Origin of the sequence: Yoonia sp., assembly GCF_014859355.1 — a bacterium.
GTDB lineage: Bacteria > Pseudomonadota > Alphaproteobacteria > Rhodobacterales > Rhodobacteraceae > Yoonia.
Genome location: NZ_JACUUJ010000006.1, coordinates 13,265 through 33,444, shown reverse-complemented (window position 1 = coordinate 33,444; position 20,180 = coordinate 13,265). Strand labels below are relative to the sequence as shown.

Here is a 20,180-nt window from a genome sequence, read left to right as displayed (position 1 = left end):
ATAGACAATGGCATACGACTTATCCAGTCGCGACATCATTTGGGGGTTGACCGCCCGCTCTGGTCTTTCTAAGTAGCCCGTCATGTGGGCCGTTAGCTCAGTTGGTAGAGCAACTGACTTTTAATCAGTAGGTCGCTGGTTCGAACCCAGCACGGCTCACCACTTCCTCACTTATTCAGGTTAGTTTTGCTGCGCGCAGCGATGATGCGTTCGTTGCAGGGCAAGCAAGGCGCTTATCTGACTTGTTACGCTCTTGTCTTGGTAAGGTGGGTGTCTGTAACTGTGGCTCAGGCAAAAACATTGACGACGGCGTGCAAAGGACGATTTCGTAAGATGGCGGATGTGCTGACGATTGTTGAGCGACATATTGATGAGGCCGTTGGGCACCATCATACTGTCATTGGCGCAATTGACCAATTGGCGGGCGGCCGTCCAAAGCGCATCATCACGATGCGCAGTGACAACCCGGCTTTGGTGGAGAATCCGAACGTTCACTGTGTGCTGTCAACCGGCCGCGATTATCGAAAACATCCGTCGCAAGCATTTGAAAACGATCTTGCGGCATTAGAGACGGTCATTGGTGTGCCGTCTGTCCCAGTTTCCATTCTCTTTCCGACAGTTCAGCACAATGACATTGGTTTATGTGTGCGATTTCTTGACAGACACCCCGGCACAGCGCGGTTTGCGCTGCGTATTTTGATATTTCAAACGATTGATGCTCTTACGGACGCCGAACGCGCGGACCTTGACCGTCATGTGCAAAGCGGCGCGATTACAATTGTCACGGAAACCGGATCGCTGGCGAAGCTGCTGAACGCGCGTTTCGGGTTAAAGGCGTTGAATACGCTTTTGTTACCCTGTTCCATCAACCCGGAAAGCCCGCCGCAAGAAGCCGCTGTGCCGCGCAAGACGAACCATTTCAGAATTGGATATCTTGGCGGCTATCGTCTGGAAAAAGGCGCGGAAAAAATTCCGGCTATTTTGCAGGACCTTAAGGTTTTACTGCGCGATTGTGACCCGGCAGTGACGGTTGAGTTTGTCGCGCAGCATCGAGGGGGGCGATCTGGTCGTAAACGTTTGCGTTACGAATGGGAAATGCGCAAGAGCGGGTGGTCTCTTTCGCGCGCCAACCGGCGGATCAATATAATCTTGCTGGATAAAACCCTGCCCCCTGAACAGTTTATCGCAGCGTTGCACGCGGTTGATCTTCTTTTGGTGCCATATGACCTGAACGCTTATGCGGCGCGGGGATCGGGGATTATCATTGATGGCGTGCTTGCCGGAAAGCCGATCGTTCACACGCAGGGTATCAGGATGAGCAGCTTTTTAGGATTTGGCAACGCTGCGGCCGCGGTGACGACATCGGACTTTGCCCCAAAGATCATGGAGGTGCTGCACAATTTTCAGGATTATCAGGCGCAGACACCAAAAGCCCGCGATGCAGCGCATAAACAAATTTGGAACGCAGCTGACTTCTTGCGAAACTTTTAGCGCGTCGCCAAACATCGCCGTTGCAGTTGAGATTTCGGTTGCATTTAGTGCGCAGGCGCGGTGAAGGCTTTTCGCGTGACCTGATCCGCAGTCGCCCCGGGATGTTTGATACGTCGTAAGAGGTGCCTGATCCGGCGTCACCAGGTTTTGCGCCCAACGCGATGGATGGTCGATCAACCTGTATCTTCAGCGGCCTAAAAAGGTGGTTCGGTTGTCGATTTGATGATTTCTTGTTGGATCATGCCTTGTCCGATGCCTCTGTTCTGACTGATTGGCCCCGGCAAGTCTGTCCCGTTCAGGTCGAGACCGAGGGTCAGGCCTGCGTTCCATGCAAATATGCGTGCTGGACTTGCAAGATTTGTAACTTCAAAAGTTTTTCAGAAAGTCTTCGAGAACCGTGTTGAAAAGGTGTGGCTTTTCCAGATTGGTTGCGTGGGCCGCCCCCGGAATGACGGCCAACTGCGCATTGGGCAGCATCCGCCAAAGAAGTTCGATCTGGCTCCAGTGATAGGTGCGATCCAATTCCCCCCACAAGATGAGAGTCGGCATCGTGAGGAACGGCAGCGCACTGCGGCCATCCCAATGCGCCATGGCATCAAGACCTGCAAGGGCGGCTTCACGGCTGGTTGAAGATCCGATTTTAGCCACCAGTTCATATCCGGTTGCCGCTTCTCCATCGCGAAACCAGGTCGCAGCGATGCGCCGGGATGTCTTTTCCACGCCATCGGCGATGAGCCTCTGTCGCGAAACTTCGATGGGTTCGAATCGGTCGGGCAACAATCCGATTGGGCCCGTTCCATAAAGGATCAAACCTAGCACGCGGTCCCCGACCTTGGCGGCGATTTCCTGCGCGACCATGCCGCCCATCGAATGACCCATCAGGATAAACCGGGTCAGCTTGAGGTCATCCAGCAATGTGATGATAGCGTCAGCCATGTCACTGATCCGGTTTTTGGCATGCAATTCCGCTGCATCGGCAAAACCTGGAAGCGCTGGCGCGATCACGTCGAAACGGGTGCTGAAATGGGCGATTTCCTGCGCCCACTGCTGTGATCCGCCAAGATATCCATGAACCAGCACCAGCGGCACACCCGCCCCGGCGCGTTGATGCGGTAACAAGGTCGCAGACATCACCGCATCTGCTCCGGTAGCCAGAGCGCCAGATCCGGCATGGCAATCAGCACTGCGATCAGCAGCACCATCATCGCGATGAACGGCAGGCACCCCATGATCACGTCGCCAATGGTGACCTGATCGCGACTGATCGCCTGAATGACATAAAGGTTCAGCCCGACCGGTGGGGTCAGCACCGCGATTTCCATGGTGATTGTATAGACGACCCCGAACCAGATCAGATCGAACCCCGCGGCATCCATCAGCGGATAGATCGTCGGCAAGGTAATGAAGGTCATCGAAACGGGTTCAAGGAACATGCCAAGGATGATGTAGAACACCAGCACGATCATCAGCACCGTTGTCGGGGACAAGTCGAACGACAGGAATAATGCGGTGAATTGCTGCGGCACCCGATAATAGGTCAGCACGAAACCGAAAAGAACCCCGGCTGACAATAGCAACCCAAGATAACCCATGGTGCGCATGGTGGAATAAAGTGCCGCTTTAAACCCCTGCCATGTCAGGCCGCCGACCCCAAACGCCAGCACGACAGTCAACAAGGCCGCGACGGCGGCTGCCTCTGTCGGGGTGGCGATCCCGGCGTAGATGGCAACGGTAATCACCAGACCGATCAGAAGGACCGGCCCGACGGTATTCAAGATCATCAGCAGGGGCATTTTGGTTGCTTCTTCCCGGCTTGGGATATCTTCGGGTTTCAGGATACCCCAGACCAGCACGACGACGACAAAGCTTGTGACCAGAAAAATCCCCGGGATCACCCCCGCAATGAACAGATCACCGATGCTCTGGTCGGTCACGATCCCGTAAAACAGCAGGATCAGACTGGGCGGGATCAGGACAGACAGCGTTCCCCCCGCAGCAAGCACCCCGCTGGACAGGCGTTTGCCATAGCCAAGCCGCAGCATTTCCGGCAGGGCGACGCCACCGATTGTCAGCGCCCCGACCATCGACGACCCGCAAACGGCCCCAAAGCCCGCGCTGGCCCCGATCGACCCATATGCCGCCGATCCCTTGATCCGCACGCCCTGGTGCAGGAATTGAAAGAGATTCGGGCCGATATTCGACTTGCCTATCAACTCACCCAGGAAAACGAACAAGGGAACAGCAAGCAGGATATAGTCAATCCACACGCCCCAAAGCTTCAGCTCGGTCGAGACGATCGAGGTGTTCCAACCTTGGATGTCCCACAAAAACGGCAGCGAGGCGGCCGCAAGCGCAAAGGGGATCGGCAGCCCGATCACGATAAACAGCATCAAGAGTCCAAGCAGACCCAAACCAACAGTATACCATTCCATGGCGGTCTCCTTAGATGGCCGGTGTTCGGACCAACCGAACGAGCCGCAGCGCGGCATAAAGGGAAAACAGGCTCAGTGCGCAGGCGCCCGGTGCCCAAAAAAAATAGCGCGGCCAATGCAGGATTTCCGAGGCAACGCCGGAGTTGAAAGCCCGGATTGTGGCACTGATTCCGGCGTAGGAAAGAAAGAGCCCGACCCCCAGCATCAACACATGGTTGATCACATCGAAAACCTTTCGGGCGGCGGGCCCGAACCTGTCGGTCAGCATCGTGACCTTGGGATAGGCGTCTTCGCGCATCGCATAGGCGAGACCGGCAAAAGCCACCGGAAACAGCAAAAGGGCGGTCGCCTCGGTCACCATCCGGTCGGGTTTTCCGATCCCGTAGCGCATAAAGACACCATAGGTGATCCAGACCATCTGGATCAGGACGATAACGCCGCCTACCCCGGCGACCCAAACGACGATACGTTCGAAGGCACCGATCAATCGGTCAAGTTTCTGGTCCATGCCAAAGCCCTGTTCTGTCATGTCAAAAGGCAGGCGGTCCGCACATCGCATGCCGACCGCCGCACCATGGTCACGCCAAGATTATGGCGCGTTACTGGCCAGCAGGGCCCGAATGTCGCCTGCAAGATCGGCACCGCAGGCCGCATCGACAGTGGGATCCCATTTGTCCTTGACGCTGGCAATCAGGCTGGCGCGCTGATTCTTCGCGATCGACACAGCCGAACCGCCGCCCTGCATGACGGCATTGCCCACCTGCTGGTCAACCCAGCCTTCGTAACGCGGCTGCAACCATGTTTCGGTTTCTGTTGCGGCGGCTGTCAGCGCGGCCTGTTCGTCTGCCGTCAGGGAATCGAACTTGTTCTTGTTCATCATGTATTGGATGTTGCCGTAGAACAGGTTGGCGTTGACCATATAGGGCATGACTGTCCACAGCTTCCACGAACTATAGGTCGCCACACCCATGTTGATGCCGTCAACCACGCCACGTTCGGCGGATTGGAACACTTCCTTGGGGGCGACGAATACCGGTTCACCGCCCCAAGTTTCGATCATCGTGCTGACCAGCGGCCCGATAGACCGGACAAGTTTGCCATTGAGGTTTCCGATGTCATCAATCGGTTCTTCGAACCACCATTCCTGATCGTAGGAATAGTTTGAGTTGATCAAAGGCACGAGGTTCACATTCGCCGCCTCTTCGCGGATCAGTTCGGCATAGGCTGCATCCATGGCTACCTGATTTTCAAGGTTTACCTCGGCGGGGTAAAGCGATGTCACCGCATAGCAGGGCAGGCGGTTGTCTGCGTTGATCCAGCTGATGTCAGAGACGCCGCCCTGCACCGAATCCACGCCTTCGGACCAGCCGTGCAGCGTGCTTGACGGGAAGATTTCCACCTTGACGCTGCCGTTTGTTTTTTCGGCGACTCGTTCCGCAAAATATTCAAAGCCCTGATAGCGGATGTCGGATTCGTTCACATAGGTGGACAGGCGCAATGTTGTCTGGGCGCTTGCCGCACCCGAGGTCACGGCCAAACCCAAGGCCGTCAGAGCGCAGGTTGTTTTTAGGATCGTCTTCATTTTTCGTCTCCATGTTGTCATTGAGCGCCTAGACAGAACAAAAACTCCGAAACTGGCGCCTCTTGGCGATTTTGGGCGGTTGAATATGGTGAACTTCGACCTTGCGATGGTTTCTTTGCCGCCTCAACCTGAATCCAAGGGTATTGAGGGAAGTTTACATGAGGCCAATTCAAACATGGAATTAAATCATACTGATATTGCATAGTTACTATACAGCAATGACTTAGGCTTGTATCATTTCCCAATGGATCTGAATTGGTTACAGGACTTTGCCTGTTTAGGCCGCACTTTGAACTTTACGCGGGCGGCCGAAGAACGAAATATCACGCAACCGGCCTTTAGCCGACGGATCAAGTCGCTTGAAATCTGGCTGGGCGTGCCGCTGATCAAGCGGTCGACCTATCCGGTTCAGCTTTCTGATGCGGGACAGCAGTTTTTGCCGGTTGCGCGCGCAACCATCGCAAACCTGACCGACATCCGCCAAAGCATTCGCGCCGAGGAACGCGGCAGCACTGCATTTCAGCGATTCGCTGTGTTGCATACGATCTCGGTCAACTATCTTTCGCGTCGCATTGCCGATCTGGAGCAGAAATTTCCTGACCTGCGCGTGCGGGTCTATTCCGACAACCTGAGCACCTGCTGTCAACTGCTGCTGGAGGCGAACTGCGACTTTCTGCTGTATTACAACTACAAGGACGTGGCGCCCAACTTTGATGGCAACGTGTTCGCGCGCAAGGATATCGGCACCGATCCGTTCATTCCCGTCGCTGAAACGACTGCCGCGACTGCGGGGGAATGGTATCTGGATGGCACCGATGCCAGGGAAATTCCCTATCTGGGATATGATCCCAGCAGCTTTCTGGGCACCGTCGTCGATCAGACCATCGGCACGCGAAAACCGCCGCTGAAACTGCGGTATATGGATGCGCTGACAGAGGCGATCAAAAGGCGGGTGTTATCCGGCAGCGGTGTGGCATGGTTGCCGGAAAGCGCCGTAAGTGATGAAATCGCTGACGGAAAGCTGATTCAGGTGGGCAAAGGCACATGGGAAGCAACATTGACCCTGTCGGTTTTCTGTTCACTCGATCGCCTGGATGCGACCGGTCGAAAGGTCTGGGACGCTTTGTAAATGCGCGGGCAGCGTCAGATCGGCCACAATCGCCTGCCAGATCATATCGTCCCGCGCATCCTGTCCTTCTTGCAGCCGGATCGCGCTGATCCCAAGCGGCTGGACAGGTAAATCTGCCGCGAGACTGATCAGCCTTTCTTGTGCAATGGCATCCGCGGCCAGTGACCGGGGCAGCCAAGCCACACCGATGCCGCCCAGCGCAAATTCGTAGGCAGCCAGCGTCAGTGCGCTTTCAGCCTTGGTGATGAACGTGATGTCACTTGGCAGGCGTGGCGCGATCTTGCGGTCGAAAACCTGCCCCAGAAACACGTCAGACGGATAGCTGATAGTTGGAATTTCAGACAGCGGATCGCCGCGCTTCAACCCCGGCGCGCAAACTGGCACAAGAACATCGCTTCCGATTTGCCGCGCCTCGAATGCACGTTTGAAGGTGACTGTCTGGTCGCCGGGAACGGTATACATCACGGCGAAATCAACCTCGCCCGCCAGCAACTGGACCATGCATTCGTCCTGGTTTCCAGACCGGACCCTGACCGAGATATCCTCTAGCTGCATCAGGGCCCGCACGATCCAGGGCGAAACGGTTGTCGTGATCGCGTGCTGACAGGCAAACCTGAGAGTGCCGCCTGTGCGGCTTGTCGATACCTTTAACCTGTATCGCATCTTGCGCAGGCGCAGGCTCAGATCCCGAAGCTCAGGTGCCAGGGCCTCTACGCCAGGCAACAGCCTGATTGGTTTGCGCCGCCGGTCAAATAATTCTGTCCCGATGGTGTCTTCGATCATGCGGACACGGCGCGTAAAGGCGGATTGCGTTAGCATCCGCCGTTCGGCCGCACGCGCAAGCGACCCGGTGTCCAGCACCGCAAGAATATCCTCAATCCACTCTAAACGCATCTCATGCTCCTGCAGCACGATCATAAATTGCATATTACGCAATTTAACCGTGCTAATTTGCATTAGATTCGCGGTTTTAGGCGGAGTAAAGACAGTTTCAAGCAAATGAAGGATCACAAAATGCACTTATCCCGTTTCCCCCGCCGTTTTCTCGCCCACCTTCCGACACCGCTGGAACGCCTTGATCGTCTGACCAAAGAACTGGGAGGGCCGGAAATCTGGATTAAACGGGATGATTGCACCGGCATGTCCACCGGGGGCAACAAGACGCGCAAGCTGGAATTCCTGATGGCCGAGGCAGAGTTGCAGGGCGCGGAGATGGTCATCACCCAAGGTGCGACCCAATCCAACCACGCCCGCCAGACTGCGGCCTTCGCGGCCAAGATGGGCATGGGGTGCCATATCGTGCTAGAGGACCGGACCGGGTCGAATAATGCCAACTACAACAACAACGGCAACGTGCTGCTGGACCACCTGCATGGCGCGACGACTGAAAAGCGCCCCTCTGGCCCGGATTTCAACGCCGTCATCGAAGATGTCGCCAATGAAATGCGCGCCGACGGCAAAAAGGTCTACACCATCCCCGGCGGCGGCTCGAACCCGACGGGTGCGCTGGGCTATGTCAACTGCGCCTTTGAACTGCTGGGTCAGGTCAACAACAGCGGCATGCAGATCGACCATATCGTGCACGCCACAGGCAGCGCCGGCACGCAGGCCGGTCTGATTACAGGTCTCAAGGCGATGAACGCCCAAATCCCGCTTTTGGGAATCGGGGTGCGCGCGCCCAAGGCCAAACAAGAGGAAAACGTATATAACCTTGCCTGCAAGACAGCGGAAAAGCTGGGCTGCCCGGGCGTGGTATTGCGCGAAGACGTGGTCGCCAACACCGATTACGTCGGCGAAGGTTATGGTATCCCGACTGAAAGCGGACTTGAAGCGATCCGCATGTTTGCAGAACTTGAGGCGATCCTGCTTGATCCGGTGTATTCGGCCAAGGGTGCCGCAGGCTTTATCGACTTGATTCGCAAGGGGCATTTCAAAAAAGGCGAGCGGGTGGTGTTTTTGCACACCGGCGGGTCTGTGGCCCTGTTTGGTTATGATGCTGCGTTCGACTTTTCTGACCGCTGGTCGTGACTGGCTGTTAACATGACGGATAACGCAGGCCAGTTCCGGCGCATTGGCGTTCTTGGGGGCATGGGCGTCGAGGCGACGATCGCGCTGATGCAGCGGGTCTTTGCGGCGACAGCGGCCGAGGACGATCAGGATCATGTGCCGATGATCGTGGACATGAACCCGCAGGTGCCGTCACGCATCCGCCATATCATCGCGCAGGACGGGCCGGACCCCGGCCCGGTCCTTGCGCAGATGGCCGCACGGCTGGAAACCGCAGGAGCGCAGGCCCTGGCGATGCCCTGCAACACCGCCCATCTTTATGCGTCCCAGATCACGCAGGCGGCTGGCATCCCGTTGCTGAACATGCCCGCACTTGCCTGCGCGCAGGCCGCATCTGGCCTTGCAGCCGGCGATATTGTGGGGATTCTAGCATCTCCTGCGACCAACGGCACGGGCCTGTTCAGCGGCCTGCTGGCAAAAAATCGGGTCAAGGCGGCTTTTCCCGCTGACGAAACGGATATTCTGGCATCTATCCGCAAGATTAAAAAACTGGGCCCGGACAGTGCGGATATCGCCCTGCTGGAGCGCGAAGCCGCCAAACTTGTTCAAGCCGGTGCCGCCCGCGTGATCATTGGATGCTCGGAGTTTTCCTTGATCAGTAAGCAGGTGCGGTCCTCTGTGCCAATTCTGGACACGCTCGACGTCCTGACAGATGCGATCATCGCATTTTCCGGTGTTCAAGCCAAACCTGCCACCTGATCAACGGAAACATACTGATGCTTTTGAAAATGCGTGATCTTGGGCAGCCGTATTTTGGTGGTATCGTTCTGGCGGTCGCGTTTGCGATTTTCGTAGGGATAAGAAAGGCGCGCTCTGTCATAAGATTTGCGCTGAAACCCGTTCGGCAGACTTATGTGGCGAAGCGTGTAACTGTTTAAAAATATCCGACAGAAAAACATTAAACATGCTATTTCAATCGCTTATTTTTTGGTGCCCAGGAGAGGACTCGAACCTCCACATCGTTGCCAATACTAGCACCTGAAGCTAGCGCGTCTACCAATTCCGCCACCTGGGCAGGTGAGCTAGGGGCGCAATAATGCGGGTTTGGGGTGCTGTCAACGCGATTCGAATGGAAAATGTGCTGATGTCATGGCGCGCTAGTTGAATCTGCCGGATTGCGCCTTGTCTGACTGCGGGGTGGCCTGTAAACCGTGGCTATCCAGTAAAGAGGCGCGATCATGTCCAAGCTTGTCACCATATTCGGCGGTTCCGGTTTTGTCGGGCGGTATATTGCGCGGCGTCTGGCCAAGGAAGGCTGGCGCGTGCGGGTCGCTGTGCGCAATGTGAACGAAGCGATGTTCGTGCGCCCCTACGGCGCAGTGGGGCAAGTAGAGCCTGTTTTCTGCAATATCCGTGATGATGCCAGCGTTGCAGCTGTGACCCAAGGGGCCGATGCGGTGGTCAATTGCGTGGGTGTTCTGGACGAAGTGGGCAAGAACACCTTTGCCGCTGTTCAGGCCGAAGCGCCGGGGCGCATTGCCCGCATCGCAGCTGAAATGGGCGTGGCGCGGATGGTGCATGTTTCGGCGATTGGCGCCGATGCAGGTTCGGCCAGCGCTTATGCCCGCACCAAAGCGGCAGGTGAGGCGGCTGTGCTGGCGAATTTCCCTGACGCGGTCATTCTGCGTCCGTCAATTGTTTTCGGGGCCGAAGATCAGTTCTTTAACCGGTTTGCGGGGCTGTCGCGGTTTGGGCCGATTCTGCCGATTGTCGGGGCCAGTACCAGGTTTCAGCCGGTTTACGTTGACGATGTTGCTGCTGCTGCGGTCAAGGGCGTGATGGGGAACGTGCAGCCCGGTGTCTACGAACTGGGCGGTCCTGATGTGCACAGTTTCCGTGAATTGATGCAGCTGATGCTTGGGGTGGTGCGCCGCCGCCGTCTGATCATGAACATTCCGTTCTGGGTGGCCCGGATCATGGCGGGAACATTCGGTCTGGTCCGCAGGCTTTCGCTGGGGCTGATCAAGGGGCCGGTCACAGCGGATCAGGTGCGTAACCTTGCGGTCGATAATGTCGTCGCGGATGGCGCACAGGGCTTTGATGCCCTGGGGATCACCCCAACCGCGATGGAGGCCGTTCTGCCGGATTATCTGTGGCGGTTCCGCCCGTCAGGTCAGTATAACGCGATCAAGGAATCCGCCAAGAACCTGAAAGTCTAGGTGTAGGCGATCCAGAGCAGGACGCTGCCCAACCCCAGCCGATAGATGACATAGGGCGTGTAACTGACCGCGCGCAGCAGGCGCATCATAAGTGTCAACGCCAGTAATGCTGCCGCAAATGTCATCGTCGCAACGATCCCGATGTCGCGCAGCGCGCCTGCGTCGGCGGTGCCGATCACGTCAAGGCCCAGCAAAGTGGCGGATGCGATGATCGTCGGGATTGACATCAGCATCGACAGGCGCGCGGCGTCGGTGCGGTTATAGCCCAGCATACGCGCGGCGGTGATCGTGATACCAGACCGCGACGTGCCGGGGATCAGCGCGACAGCCTGCCATAGGCCCATGTTCAGGGCATGCTTCATCGTCCACTGATCGGCTGTTTTATTTATTGGCCCGGTCTGGTCGGCCCAGTACAGTACAATCCCGAAAATGATCATGGCCCATCCGATGACCGCGATTCCGCGCATCGCTTCCGACAGGCCCGTCACTTTCAACACCAGCCCGATCACGATTACCGGCACAGTGGCAATCAGCAGGCACAGCGCCAGAAACGCGCCTTTGGTATCAACTTTGCCGTGCAAAAGACGCAGGCTGCCCACCAGTGCCATGCGCACATCGCGCCAGAAATACAGCATAACCGCGCAGAGTGTGCCGACATGGGCGGCGACGTCGATGATCTGGCCTTGATCTTCCAAGCCGCTGAGCGAAGGCAACAGGATCAGGTGCCCGGATGACGAAATGGGCAGAAATTCGGTGATGCCTTGGATCAGCGCCACAAGGAGAAGGTTAAAGACTGTCATAATACCCGCAAAACTGATTCGGTAAGAACAACCTAAACCGTTGCGATTCAGGGGGAAGCGGATATTTATGTATCAATACGGACCTAAATATCATCATTTTTTCCAATCAGAGCATTTCGTGTGTGAAAATTCATCAATATAGGTCAGTATTAATGCCTTTTATTCGGATCGAAGCTGTTTTAAAAGATGGCTGACGCGAATGTTGGGGGATTATTTATGGCTGGTCAGAAAATGCTGAAGTTTACGACCGTGGGCCGGGACATGCCGGAAAAACGACCGCCCAATCTGCGCAAGCAGGATTTCCACGAAATCTATGCAGAATATGCCAGCGAAAAGGCCGCCGAACAGGCCAGCCGTTGCAGCCAGTGCGGCGTGCCCTATTGCCAGACGCATTGCCCTTTGCATAACAACATCCCCGACTGGTTGCGCCTGACCGCCGAGGGGCGGCTGCAAGAAGCTTATGAAATCAGTCAGGATACCAACACCTTTCCCGAAATCTGCGGCCGCATCTGCCCGCAGGATCGCCTGTGCGAAGGCAACTGCGTGATCGAACAATCCGGCCATGGCACAGTGACAATCGGGTCGGTCGAAAAATACATCACTGACACCGCATTTGAAAACGGCTGGGTCAAGCCGATCCGCCCCTATGCCGAGCGCAGCGAAAGTGTTGGCATCATCGGCGCTGGCCCCGGTGGGCTTGCTGCCGCTGACATGCTGCGCCGTCAGGGTGTGCAAGTCACGGTCTATGACCGTTATGATCGTGGCGGCGGGTTGCTGACCTATGGCATACCTGGCTTCAAGCTGGAAAAAGATATCGTCATGCAGCGCATGGCCCAACTGGAAGATGGCGGCGTGCAATTCGTCCTGAACTGTAACGTAGGCGACGACCTGTCGTTTGACGCCATTCGCGGCAAGCATGACGCTGTGCTGATTGCCACCGGCGTTTACAAAACGCGCGATCTGCCTGATTCCGCTGCCGAAGGGATCGTGAACGCCATTGATTTCCTGACCGCCAGCAACCGCAAAAGTTTTGGCGATGATGTGCCCGAATATGACAGCGGTGAATTGAACGCCGCTGGCAAGCAGGTTGTTGTGATCGGTGGCGGTGACACTGCGATGGACTGTGTGCGCACGTCGATCCGCGAGGGCGCACAAAGCGTGAAATGCCTGTATCGCCGTGACCGTGCCAATATGCCCGGATCGCAACGCGAGGTGCAGAATGCCGAGGAAGAAGGCGTTGAATTCGTCTGGCTGGCGGCCCCTGACGGGTTTGAAGGCGACCCTGTCACAGGCGTAAAAGTGCAGAAAATGCGCCTTGGCGCCCCTGATGCGACAGGCCGCCGCGCGCCTGAACTGATCGCAGGGGCCGATTATGTCGAACCCGCTGATCTGGTGATCAAGGCGCTGGGGTTCGAACCCGAAGATCTGCCCAAACTTTGGGGCGTTGACGGGTTGGAAGTGACCCGCTGGGGCACCATCAAGGCCGATTTCGGCACCGGCGCAACCAGTCTGGACGGCGTTTATGCCGCGGGTGACATTGTGCGCGGCGCGTCGCTTGTCGTGTGGGCTATCCGCGATGGACGCGATGCGGCGACGGCGATTTTGGATTATCTCGGGCAGGCGGCGGACGTCGCGGCAGAGTGATGTGACGCGCACAGGCAGCATATGCATATTGCGTCCACACGCACCCACAAACTGATAGGTCGGCCCGGCTGACCCGAAAGGTATATGAATGATAAAGCCACTGATGATCCTGAGCGCGCTGACCCTGGCGACCCCAGCAACCGCACAGCAAACCTTTGCCGTGCCCGAAGGCTGCACCGGCACGCTGACCCTGCAGCAAAAGGGATGCGTGCTGGTCAACGTCTGGTCCTGCGAGGCCGACAACCCCGGCGACCAATGGCTTGCGCTGATTGGACAGGGCGGGTTGTTCAGTGTTCAGAAGGTTGATGATGAATTTCAATGGCTTGAGGCGTATAAGATCACGGGAAATGAAATGCTTGAGGTGCCCGCGCCTGATCCGGCGTCCCTGACAGAGCTGTTTGAAAATCAGATCGACACATGGGATTTCACAATTCTGACCGATGACGGGCCAGAGCGGAACGTGGGCTATGATATGCTGACAGGGGAAACGACAGTCATTGATGGCGTGACGCTGTTCATCACGAACTATGATGGCCGCACGCTTGATGCGGAAGGTAACGAGATTCAAGCAAGCGCCGGGCGGCAATACGTCAGTCAGGATCTGCGCCTGTTTTTCTTTGGCGAAAGCTGGGATGCTGCGACGCCGGATCAAGTGACAGATATGTCGCCGGTCGATTTCATCTTTCCCGGTGATCCGGGTTTTTTCAGCAATCAACCGATTTATGAATGCAATCAGATGGAAACGGGATACCAGCCTTGAGATTAGCGCTTGCCCTGGTTTGTCTTGCCGCACCGGCCTCTGGGCAAAGCCTCTTTGCGCTACCTGAAGGCTGCAACGCCTATTTAACGGTGCAAAGCGCCAGTTGTCAGGTCGAGCATTATTTCACCTGCCAAGGCGACCCTGCCGGTCATCAACGCCGCGTCAGCATTGACGACGGCGGCGTGAGTTATGTCGGCGAGATTGACGCAGAAACGCAATGGATCAATAGCGTGCATCTGCGCGCCGGTCATTCAGAACGGCTGGCCCCTGATGCGACCGATCCGGCCTCGATCAGTGACCTGATCGCAACGGGCGTTGACACTTACGATTTTGAAACACTGTCCGATGAAATTGGCACAACCCGCTATGTTGGGCAGGACAGTTTGACCGGCCGTCAGGTGATCATTGATGGCGTGACCTTGGATGAAACCGCCTATCAGATCACGGCCTATGACGGGGCGGGCGATGTGCTTTGGGAATCGCAGGGCAACGAATTCATCAGCCGCGACTGGCGGATGTTTTTGTCAGGCACCAGCACCGTCACCACGCCGAACGGCACATTCGAAACAGACGACCGCCCGGTCGAATTCATCTTTCCCGGTGATCCGGGTTTCTTGAGCGCGCAGCCCAAACACGGCTGTGGCGTTGCGATTTCCTCTGCCGATATTCTGAAGGAGCATGCCAATGACAACCTATGACGAAACCTGGGTCGCGGCAGAAGAAGCCAAGCGCGTATGGATGGCCGAGAACGGCATGTATCGCGATGATGATGAACACGCATCTTGCGGTGTCGGCCTTGTGGTTGCCATTGACGGCACGCCGTCGCGCGATGTCGTCGAAAAAGGGATCAACGCTCTCAAGGCCGTGTGGCACCGCGGCGCTGTCGATGCCGATGGAAAGACAGGTGATGGCGCTGGCATTCACGTGCAGATCCCCGTGCCCTTCTTTCAGGATCAGATCCGCCGCACGGGCCATGAACCGCAACAGGACAAGTTGATCGCGGTCGGTCAGGTGTTTTTGCCGCGCACGGATTTTGCAGCGCAAGAACGCTGCCGGACGATCGTGGAATCCGAAGTGCTGCGGATGGGCCACTATATTTACGGCTGGCGCCACGTGCCGGTAAACACTGAGGTGCTGGGCGACAAGGCAAACGCCACACGGCCAGAGATTGAACAGATCCTGATCCGTTGCGATAAGGATCTGGATAAGGAACAGTTTGAACGCGAACTCTATATTATCCGCCGCCGCATCGAAAAGGCAGCCGCCGCCGCGCAGATCAATGGCATGTATCTGTGTTCACTGTCCTGCCGGTCGGTGATCTATAAGGGCATGATGCTGGCCGAACAGGTCGCCGTGTTCTACCCCGACCTGCTGGACGAACGGTTTGAATCGGCTTTTGCGATTTATCATCAGCGGTATTCCACAAACACCTTCCCGCAGTGGGCGCTGGCGCAACCGTTCCGCATGTTGGCCCATAATGGTGAAATCAACACACTGAAGGGCAATATCAACTGGATGCGCAGCCATGAAATTCGCATGGCGTCGAGTGCGTTTGGCGAAAAAGCCGAAGACATCAAACCGATCATCCCGTCGGGGTCATCGGATTCCGCCGCGTTAGACTCTGTTTTCGAGGTTCTGGTGCGCGCGGGCCGCAATGCGCCGATGGCCAAAACAATGATGGTGCCAGAGGCATGGTCGCAGCAAGCGGTGGAAATGCCACAGGCCTGGCAGGACATGTATGGCTATTGCAACGCTGTGATGGAACCGTGGGATGGCCCTGCTGCCCTGGCCATGACCGATGGGCGCTGGGTTTGCGGCGGTCTGGACCGCAACGGGTTACGCCCCCTGCGCTATGTCGTGACGGGCGATGGCCTGCTGGTCGCCGGGTCCGAGGTGGGTATGGTGCCGGTGGACGAATCCACCGTGGTCGAAAAGGGCGCGCTGGGTCCGGGGCAGATGATTGCCGTGGATATGCAGGAAGGCCGGTTGTATCGCGACACAGAACTGAAAGATAAACTGGCCGCCGCACAGCCGTTTGGTGAATGGGTTGAAAAGGTCATTGATCTAAGCAGCCTGATGGGTGATGTGCCCGAAAAGCCCCTGTATGAGGCCGCCGAATTGCGCAAACGTCAGGTCGCCGCGGGCTATTCCATTGAAGATCTGGAACAGGTTTTGGCCCCTATGGCCGAGGACGGCAAGGAAATGATCGCGTCAATGGGTGACGATACGCCTGCTGCGGTGTTGTCGCAAACCTATCGCCCGCTCTCGCATTTCTTCCGCCAGAACTTTAGCCAGGTCACCAACCCGCCGATCGACAGCCTGCGTGAAAGCCGGGTAATGAGCCTGAAAACACGGTTCGGCAACCTGAAAAACGTGCTGGACGAAGACAGTAGCCAGACCGAAATTCTGGTGCTGGACAGCCCCTTTGTGGCCAATGGCGAGTTCAACAAGATGGTTGAACATTTTGGTGAAAGCGTTGTCTTTATCGACTGCACATTCGCACCGGAGCGCGGCGCGCTGAATGCCGGGCTGCAACGCATCCGCGACGAGGCAGAAGATGCCGTGCGGTCCGGTGCGGGCCATCTGGTGCTGACCGATCAACACCAATCATCCGACCGTGTACCGATGCCCATGATCCTTGCCACCAGTGCGGTGCATTCGGGGCTGACGGCCAAGGGGCTGCGCACCTTCTGTTCGGTGAACGTGCGGTCGGCGGAATGTATTGACCCGCATTATTTCGCCGTGCTGATCGGCTGTGGCGCGACCACGGTCAACGCCTATCTGGCGCAGGATTCCATCGCGGATCGTGTGCGGCGCGGGCTGGTCGATGGCAGCCTTGCCGATGCGATCGGGCGCTATCGCGCGGCGATTGACGCGGGTTTGTTGAAAATCATGTCCAAGATGGGCATTTCCGTTCTGTCGTCCTATCGCGGTGGCCTCAACTTCGAGGCGGTGGGCCTGTCGCGTGCTATGGTCGCGGAATATTTCCCCGGGATGCACAGCCGTATTTCCGGGATCGGCATCAACGGCATCGAGACCAAGCTGGAAGAGGTCCACGCCCGTGGCTGGAAGAACGAGGTTGATGTCCTGCCGATCGGTGGTTTCTACAAGGCCCGCCGGTCGGGTGAAAAACATGCGTGGGAAGCCCAGACCATGCACATGCTTCAGGCCGCCTGCAACAATGCATCTTATGCGCTGTGGCAGCAGTTTTCGAAATCCATGCAGTCGAACCCGCCGATCCATCTGCGCGATCTGCTGGCGATCAAACCATTAGGCAAGCCCGTTCCGATTGAAGAGGTGGAAAGCATTACATCCATCCGCAAACGGTTTGTGACACCTGGCATGAGCTTGGGTGCGCTGTCGCCAGAGGCACACAAGACGCTGAACGTCGCAATGAACCGCATCGGCGCGAAATCCGACAGCGGCGAAGGCGGTGAAGATCCTGCGCATTTTGTGCCAGAACCCAATGGCGATAACCCGTCAGCCAAGATCAAACAGGTCGCATCGGGCCGCTTTGGTGTGACTGCGGAATATCTGAACGCCTGTGAAGAACTGGAAATCAAAGTCGCCCAAGGGGCCAAACCCGGCGAAGGCGGCCAATTGCCTGGCATGAAGGTCACCGACCTGATCGCGCGGCTGCGCCATTCGACCAAGGGTGTGACGCTGATTTCGCCTCCGCCGCACCACGATATTTACAGTATCGAGGATCTGGCACAGCTGATCTATGACCTGAAACAGATCAACCCGCGCTGCAAGGTGACGGTGAAGCTGGTGTCTTCAAGCGGTGTTGGCACGATTGCCGCCGGTGTGGCCAAGGCCAAAGCCGATGTGATCCTGATTTCAGGCCACAACGGTGGCACGGGCGCATCACCCGGCACGTCGATCAAATATGCCGGTCTGCCGTGGGAAATGGGCCTGACAGAGGCGCATCAGGTTCTGGCCATGAACAACCTGCGCGAACGCATCACGCTGCGCACCGATGGTGGCCTGCGCACAGGCCGTGACATAGTGATGGCCGCAATGATGGGGGCCGAAGAATACGGCATCGGCACCGCCGCACTGATCGCGATGGGCTGCATCATGGTGCGCCAGTGCCAGTCGAACACCTGCCCGGTGGGCGTCTGCACCCAAGACCCAGCCTTGCGGGAAAAATTCACTGGGAATGCTGATAAGGTCGTAAACCTGATCACCTTTTACGCCACCGAGGTGCGTGAAATCCTTGCCAGCATCGGCGCGCGGTCGCTGGACGACGTGATCGGGCGGGCAGATTTGCTGACGCAGGTCAGCCGTGGGTCGGCGCATCTTGATGATCTGGATCTCAATCCGCTGCTGATCACAGTCGATGGCGCGCACAAGATCCGCTATGACCGCAACCGGCCGCGCAACCCTGTCGACGACACACTGGATGCCCAAATCGTGCAGGACGCTGCGCGTTTCCTGAACGACGGCGAAAAGATGCAGCTGGATTATGCGGTGCACAACACGCTGCGCACCATTGGCACACGCACATCCAGCCACATTGTTCAGAAATTCGGGATGCGCAACGCGTTGCAGCCCGATCACCTGAAGGTCAAACTGCGCGGCAGCGCGGGGCAATCACTGGGTGCTTTTGCGGCACCGGGGCTAAAACTCGAAGTATCCGGCGATGCCAACGACTATGTCGGCAAGGGGTTGTCGGGGGGCACGATTGTCGTGCGCCCTCCGATGATAAGCCCATTGGTCGCATCGGAAAACACGATCATCGGGAACACCGTGCTTTATGGGGCGACATCTGGTTACCTGTTCGCGGCTGGTCGCGCAGGCGAACGGTTTGCAGTGCGCAATTCCGGTGCGCATGTGGTGATCGAAGGTTGCGGTACCAATGGTTGCGAATACATGACCGGCGGTGTGGCTGTGATTCTGGGCAGTGTCGGGGCCAATTTCGGCGCAGGTATGACCGGTGGGATGGCTTATATTTACGATCCAAAGGGCATTGCTTTGCCGCTGATCAATATGGAAACGCTGGTGACCAACCCGGTGACCGTAGACCACTGGGAAAGCCAGCTGAAAACCCTGATCACGCGTCACGCGGCTGAAACAGGAAGCCGCAAAGCTGATGAGATCCTGCAACATTGGGACAGCGAAAAGGCCAATTTCCTTCAGGTCTGCCCAAAGGAAATGCTGCGGCATCTACCCTATCCGCTCAGCGTTGCAGACACCGCTATTCCGGCAGAATAAATGCCGCGCCCTCGCATCACTTAGCGTGCGGGGGCGGATGGCGGCTTGACCCGTTCGCCCTGTGCATGGCTTATGTGCCAAATGGCCGAACACAGCAGACCGCAGAAAACAGACTCGAAAAAAGCGCGACCCAGCAAATCCGCCGCGCGTAAAAAGACACGTGCAGAGCGAAAACAAACACCGTTTCAAAAAGCCGCGCAAATCTTGCGCCGCACGGTGCTTTGGGGGGCCGTATCTATCTTTGGCTTTGTGGTGGTTGCGCCGCTTTTTTACGCGGTCGTCAATCCGCCCACGACACCTTACATGTTTTCCGAAAGCCGCCGTCTGGGCGCTGTAGACCAGACATGGGTTGGCATGGAACAGATTGCGCCGGTCATGGCGCGGTCAGTTGTCGCCGCCGAGGATGCAAACTTTTGCCTGCATTGGGGGCTGGATGTGAACGCCATCCGCGATGCCATGGATCGCGGGCGCGGGGGGGCTTCTACGATCAGCCAGCAGGTCGTCAAAAACGTGTTTCTATGGCATGGGCGCAGCTGGGCGCGCAAAGCGATCGAGGCGATTTGGACCCCGCTGACCGAAGCGGTGTGGAGCAAGCGCAGGATCCTTGAGCTTTATCTGAACGTGGCCGAATTTGACGAAGGCGTCTTTGGCGTGCAAGCTGCGGCGCGCCATTACTTCGGGGTTGATGCGGCTGATCTGTCTGCGCTACAAGCCGCAAGGCTGGCCGCGATCCTGCCTGCGCCAAAGGCGCGGTCTGCGTCAAATCCCAGTACCTTTACCCGCAACCGCACCCGCGCCATCATGAGCGGCGCCGCGACAATAGCAGCGGATGGCCGCGCGGCCTGCTTTCAACGCTGACGCCCCATTGATCCTGACACGCCCTTGCGGCATTGAAGGAT

At 57.2% G+C, this 20,180-nt stretch carries 16 protein-coding genes and 2 tRNA genes; 11 read left to right on the top strand and 7 right to left on the bottom strand.

Annotated elements, in window-relative coordinates; translation table 11 throughout:
- The first annotated feature begins 86 nt into the window (after positions 1-86).
- Both IBX59_RS03950 and IBX59_RS03945 read left to right on the top strand, forming a co-directional pair.
- Positions 87-162, top strand: a tRNA-Lys gene (locus IBX59_RS03950).
- A 24-nt stretch (positions 163-186) separates the two neighbouring features.
- Entirely contained in the window at positions 187-1,491 is a 1,305-nt protein-coding gene (locus IBX59_RS03945; protein WP_296372631.1) for a hypothetical protein, read from the top strand.
- Between the two features lie 366 nt (positions 1,492-1,857).
- Here the strand turns inward: IBX59_RS03945 and IBX59_RS03940 are convergent, their stop codons facing one another.
- From IBX59_RS03940 to dctP, 4 genes are all read right to left on the bottom strand, one after another.
- On the bottom strand, positions 1,858-2,622 hold the full coding sequence (locus IBX59_RS03940) for an alpha/beta hydrolase (protein WP_296372629.1): 765 nt from the start codon (positions 2,620-2,622) through the stop codon (positions 1,858-1,860).
- Entirely contained in the window at positions 2,622-3,923 is a 1,302-nt protein-coding gene (locus tag IBX59_RS03935) for a TRAP transporter large permease (protein ID WP_296372627.1), read from the bottom strand. Before IBX59_RS03935 ends, IBX59_RS03940 begins: the two co-directional genes overlap by 1 nt.
- 10 nt (positions 3,924-3,933) lie before the next feature.
- On the bottom strand, positions 3,934-4,431 hold the full coding sequence (locus IBX59_RS03930) for a TRAP transporter small permease (RefSeq protein ID WP_296372625.1): 498 nt from the start codon (positions 4,429-4,431) through the stop codon (positions 3,934-3,936).
- Positions 4,432-4,512: 81 nt separating this feature from the next.
- Entirely contained in the window at positions 4,513-5,505 is a 993-nt protein-coding gene (gene dctP / locus IBX59_RS03925) for a TRAP transporter substrate-binding protein DctP (RefSeq protein ID WP_296372624.1), read from the bottom strand.
- A 244-nt stretch (positions 5,506-5,749) separates the two neighbouring features.
- Here dctP and IBX59_RS03920 point away from each other — a divergent pair, with 244 nt between their 5' ends.
- Positions 5,750-6,634, top strand: a complete 885-nt coding sequence (locus IBX59_RS03920; RefSeq protein WP_296372622.1) for a LysR family transcriptional regulator — start codon at positions 5,750-5,752, stop codon at positions 6,632-6,634.
- On the opposite strand, the gene IBX59_RS03915 is transcribed toward IBX59_RS03920, so the two are convergent.
- Positions 6,584-7,528 (bottom strand): LysR family transcriptional regulator, encoded by a 945-nt coding sequence (locus IBX59_RS03915; RefSeq protein WP_296372620.1) that lies wholly within the window; start codon positions 7,526-7,528, stop codon positions 6,584-6,586. The genes IBX59_RS03920 and IBX59_RS03915 overlap by 51 nt on opposite strands.
- Positions 7,529-7,648: 120 nt before the next feature.
- On the opposite strand from IBX59_RS03915, the gene IBX59_RS03910 reads away from it, so the two are divergent.
- Positions 7,649-8,662, top strand: coding sequence for a D-cysteine desulfhydrase (locus IBX59_RS03910; RefSeq protein ID WP_296372618.1), 1,014 nt, complete (start codon positions 7,649-7,651; stop codon positions 8,660-8,662).
- A 12-nt stretch (positions 8,663-8,674) separates the two neighbouring features.
- Positions 8,675-9,400 carry an amino acid racemase gene (locus IBX59_RS03905; RefSeq protein WP_296372616.1) on the top strand — a complete coding sequence of 242 codons (726 nt, stop codon included), beginning with the start codon at positions 8,675-8,677 and terminating at the stop codon, positions 9,398-9,400.
- A 229-nt stretch (positions 9,401-9,629) separates the two neighbouring features.
- Here IBX59_RS03905 and IBX59_RS03900 read toward each other — a convergent pair.
- Positions 9,630-9,716: transfer RNA gene (locus IBX59_RS03900), tRNA-Leu, on the bottom strand.
- Positions 9,717-9,879: 163 nt separating this feature from the next.
- On the opposite strand from IBX59_RS03900, the gene IBX59_RS03895 reads away from it, so the two are divergent.
- On the top strand, positions 9,880-10,860 hold the full coding sequence (locus tag IBX59_RS03895; RefSeq protein WP_296372615.1) for a complex I NDUFA9 subunit family protein: 981 nt from the start codon (positions 9,880-9,882) through the stop codon (positions 10,858-10,860).
- Here IBX59_RS03895 and IBX59_RS03890 read toward each other — a convergent pair.
- Positions 10,857-11,660 (bottom strand): undecaprenyl-diphosphate phosphatase, encoded by an 804-nt coding sequence (locus tag IBX59_RS03890; protein WP_296372613.1) that lies wholly within the window; start codon positions 11,658-11,660, stop codon positions 10,857-10,859. The genes IBX59_RS03895 and IBX59_RS03890 overlap by 4 nt on opposite strands.
- A gap of 216 nt (positions 11,661-11,876) precedes the next feature.
- On the opposite strand from IBX59_RS03890, the gene IBX59_RS03885 reads away from it, so the two are divergent.
- The 5 genes from IBX59_RS03885 (at position 11,877) to mtgA (ending at position 20,139) form a co-directional block, all read left to right on the top strand.
- Positions 11,877-13,304, top strand: a complete 1,428-nt coding sequence (locus IBX59_RS03885) for an NAD(P)-dependent oxidoreductase (protein WP_296372611.1) — start codon at positions 11,877-11,879, stop codon at positions 13,302-13,304.
- A gap of 88 nt (positions 13,305-13,392) precedes the next feature.
- Entirely contained in the window at positions 13,393-14,064 is a 672-nt protein-coding gene (locus IBX59_RS03880) for a hypothetical protein (RefSeq protein ID WP_296372609.1), read from the top strand.
- On the top strand, positions 14,061-14,762 hold the full coding sequence (locus tag IBX59_RS03875) for a hypothetical protein (RefSeq protein WP_296372607.1): 702 nt from the start codon (positions 14,061-14,063) through the stop codon (positions 14,760-14,762). Before IBX59_RS03880 ends, IBX59_RS03875 begins: the two co-directional genes overlap by 4 nt.
- Positions 14,749-19,281 carry a glutamate synthase large subunit gene (gltB, locus tag IBX59_RS03870; RefSeq protein WP_296372605.1) on the top strand — a complete coding sequence of 1,511 codons (4,533 nt, stop codon included), beginning with the start codon at positions 14,749-14,751 and terminating at the stop codon, positions 19,279-19,281. The genes IBX59_RS03875 and gltB overlap by 14 nt, the downstream gene beginning before the upstream one ends.
- An 81-nt stretch (positions 19,282-19,362) precedes the next feature.
- Positions 19,363-20,139, top strand: coding sequence for a monofunctional biosynthetic peptidoglycan transglycosylase (mtgA, locus tag IBX59_RS03865; protein WP_296372602.1), 777 nt, complete (start codon positions 19,363-19,365; stop codon positions 20,137-20,139).
- Positions 20,140-20,180 lie beyond the last annotated feature (41 nt).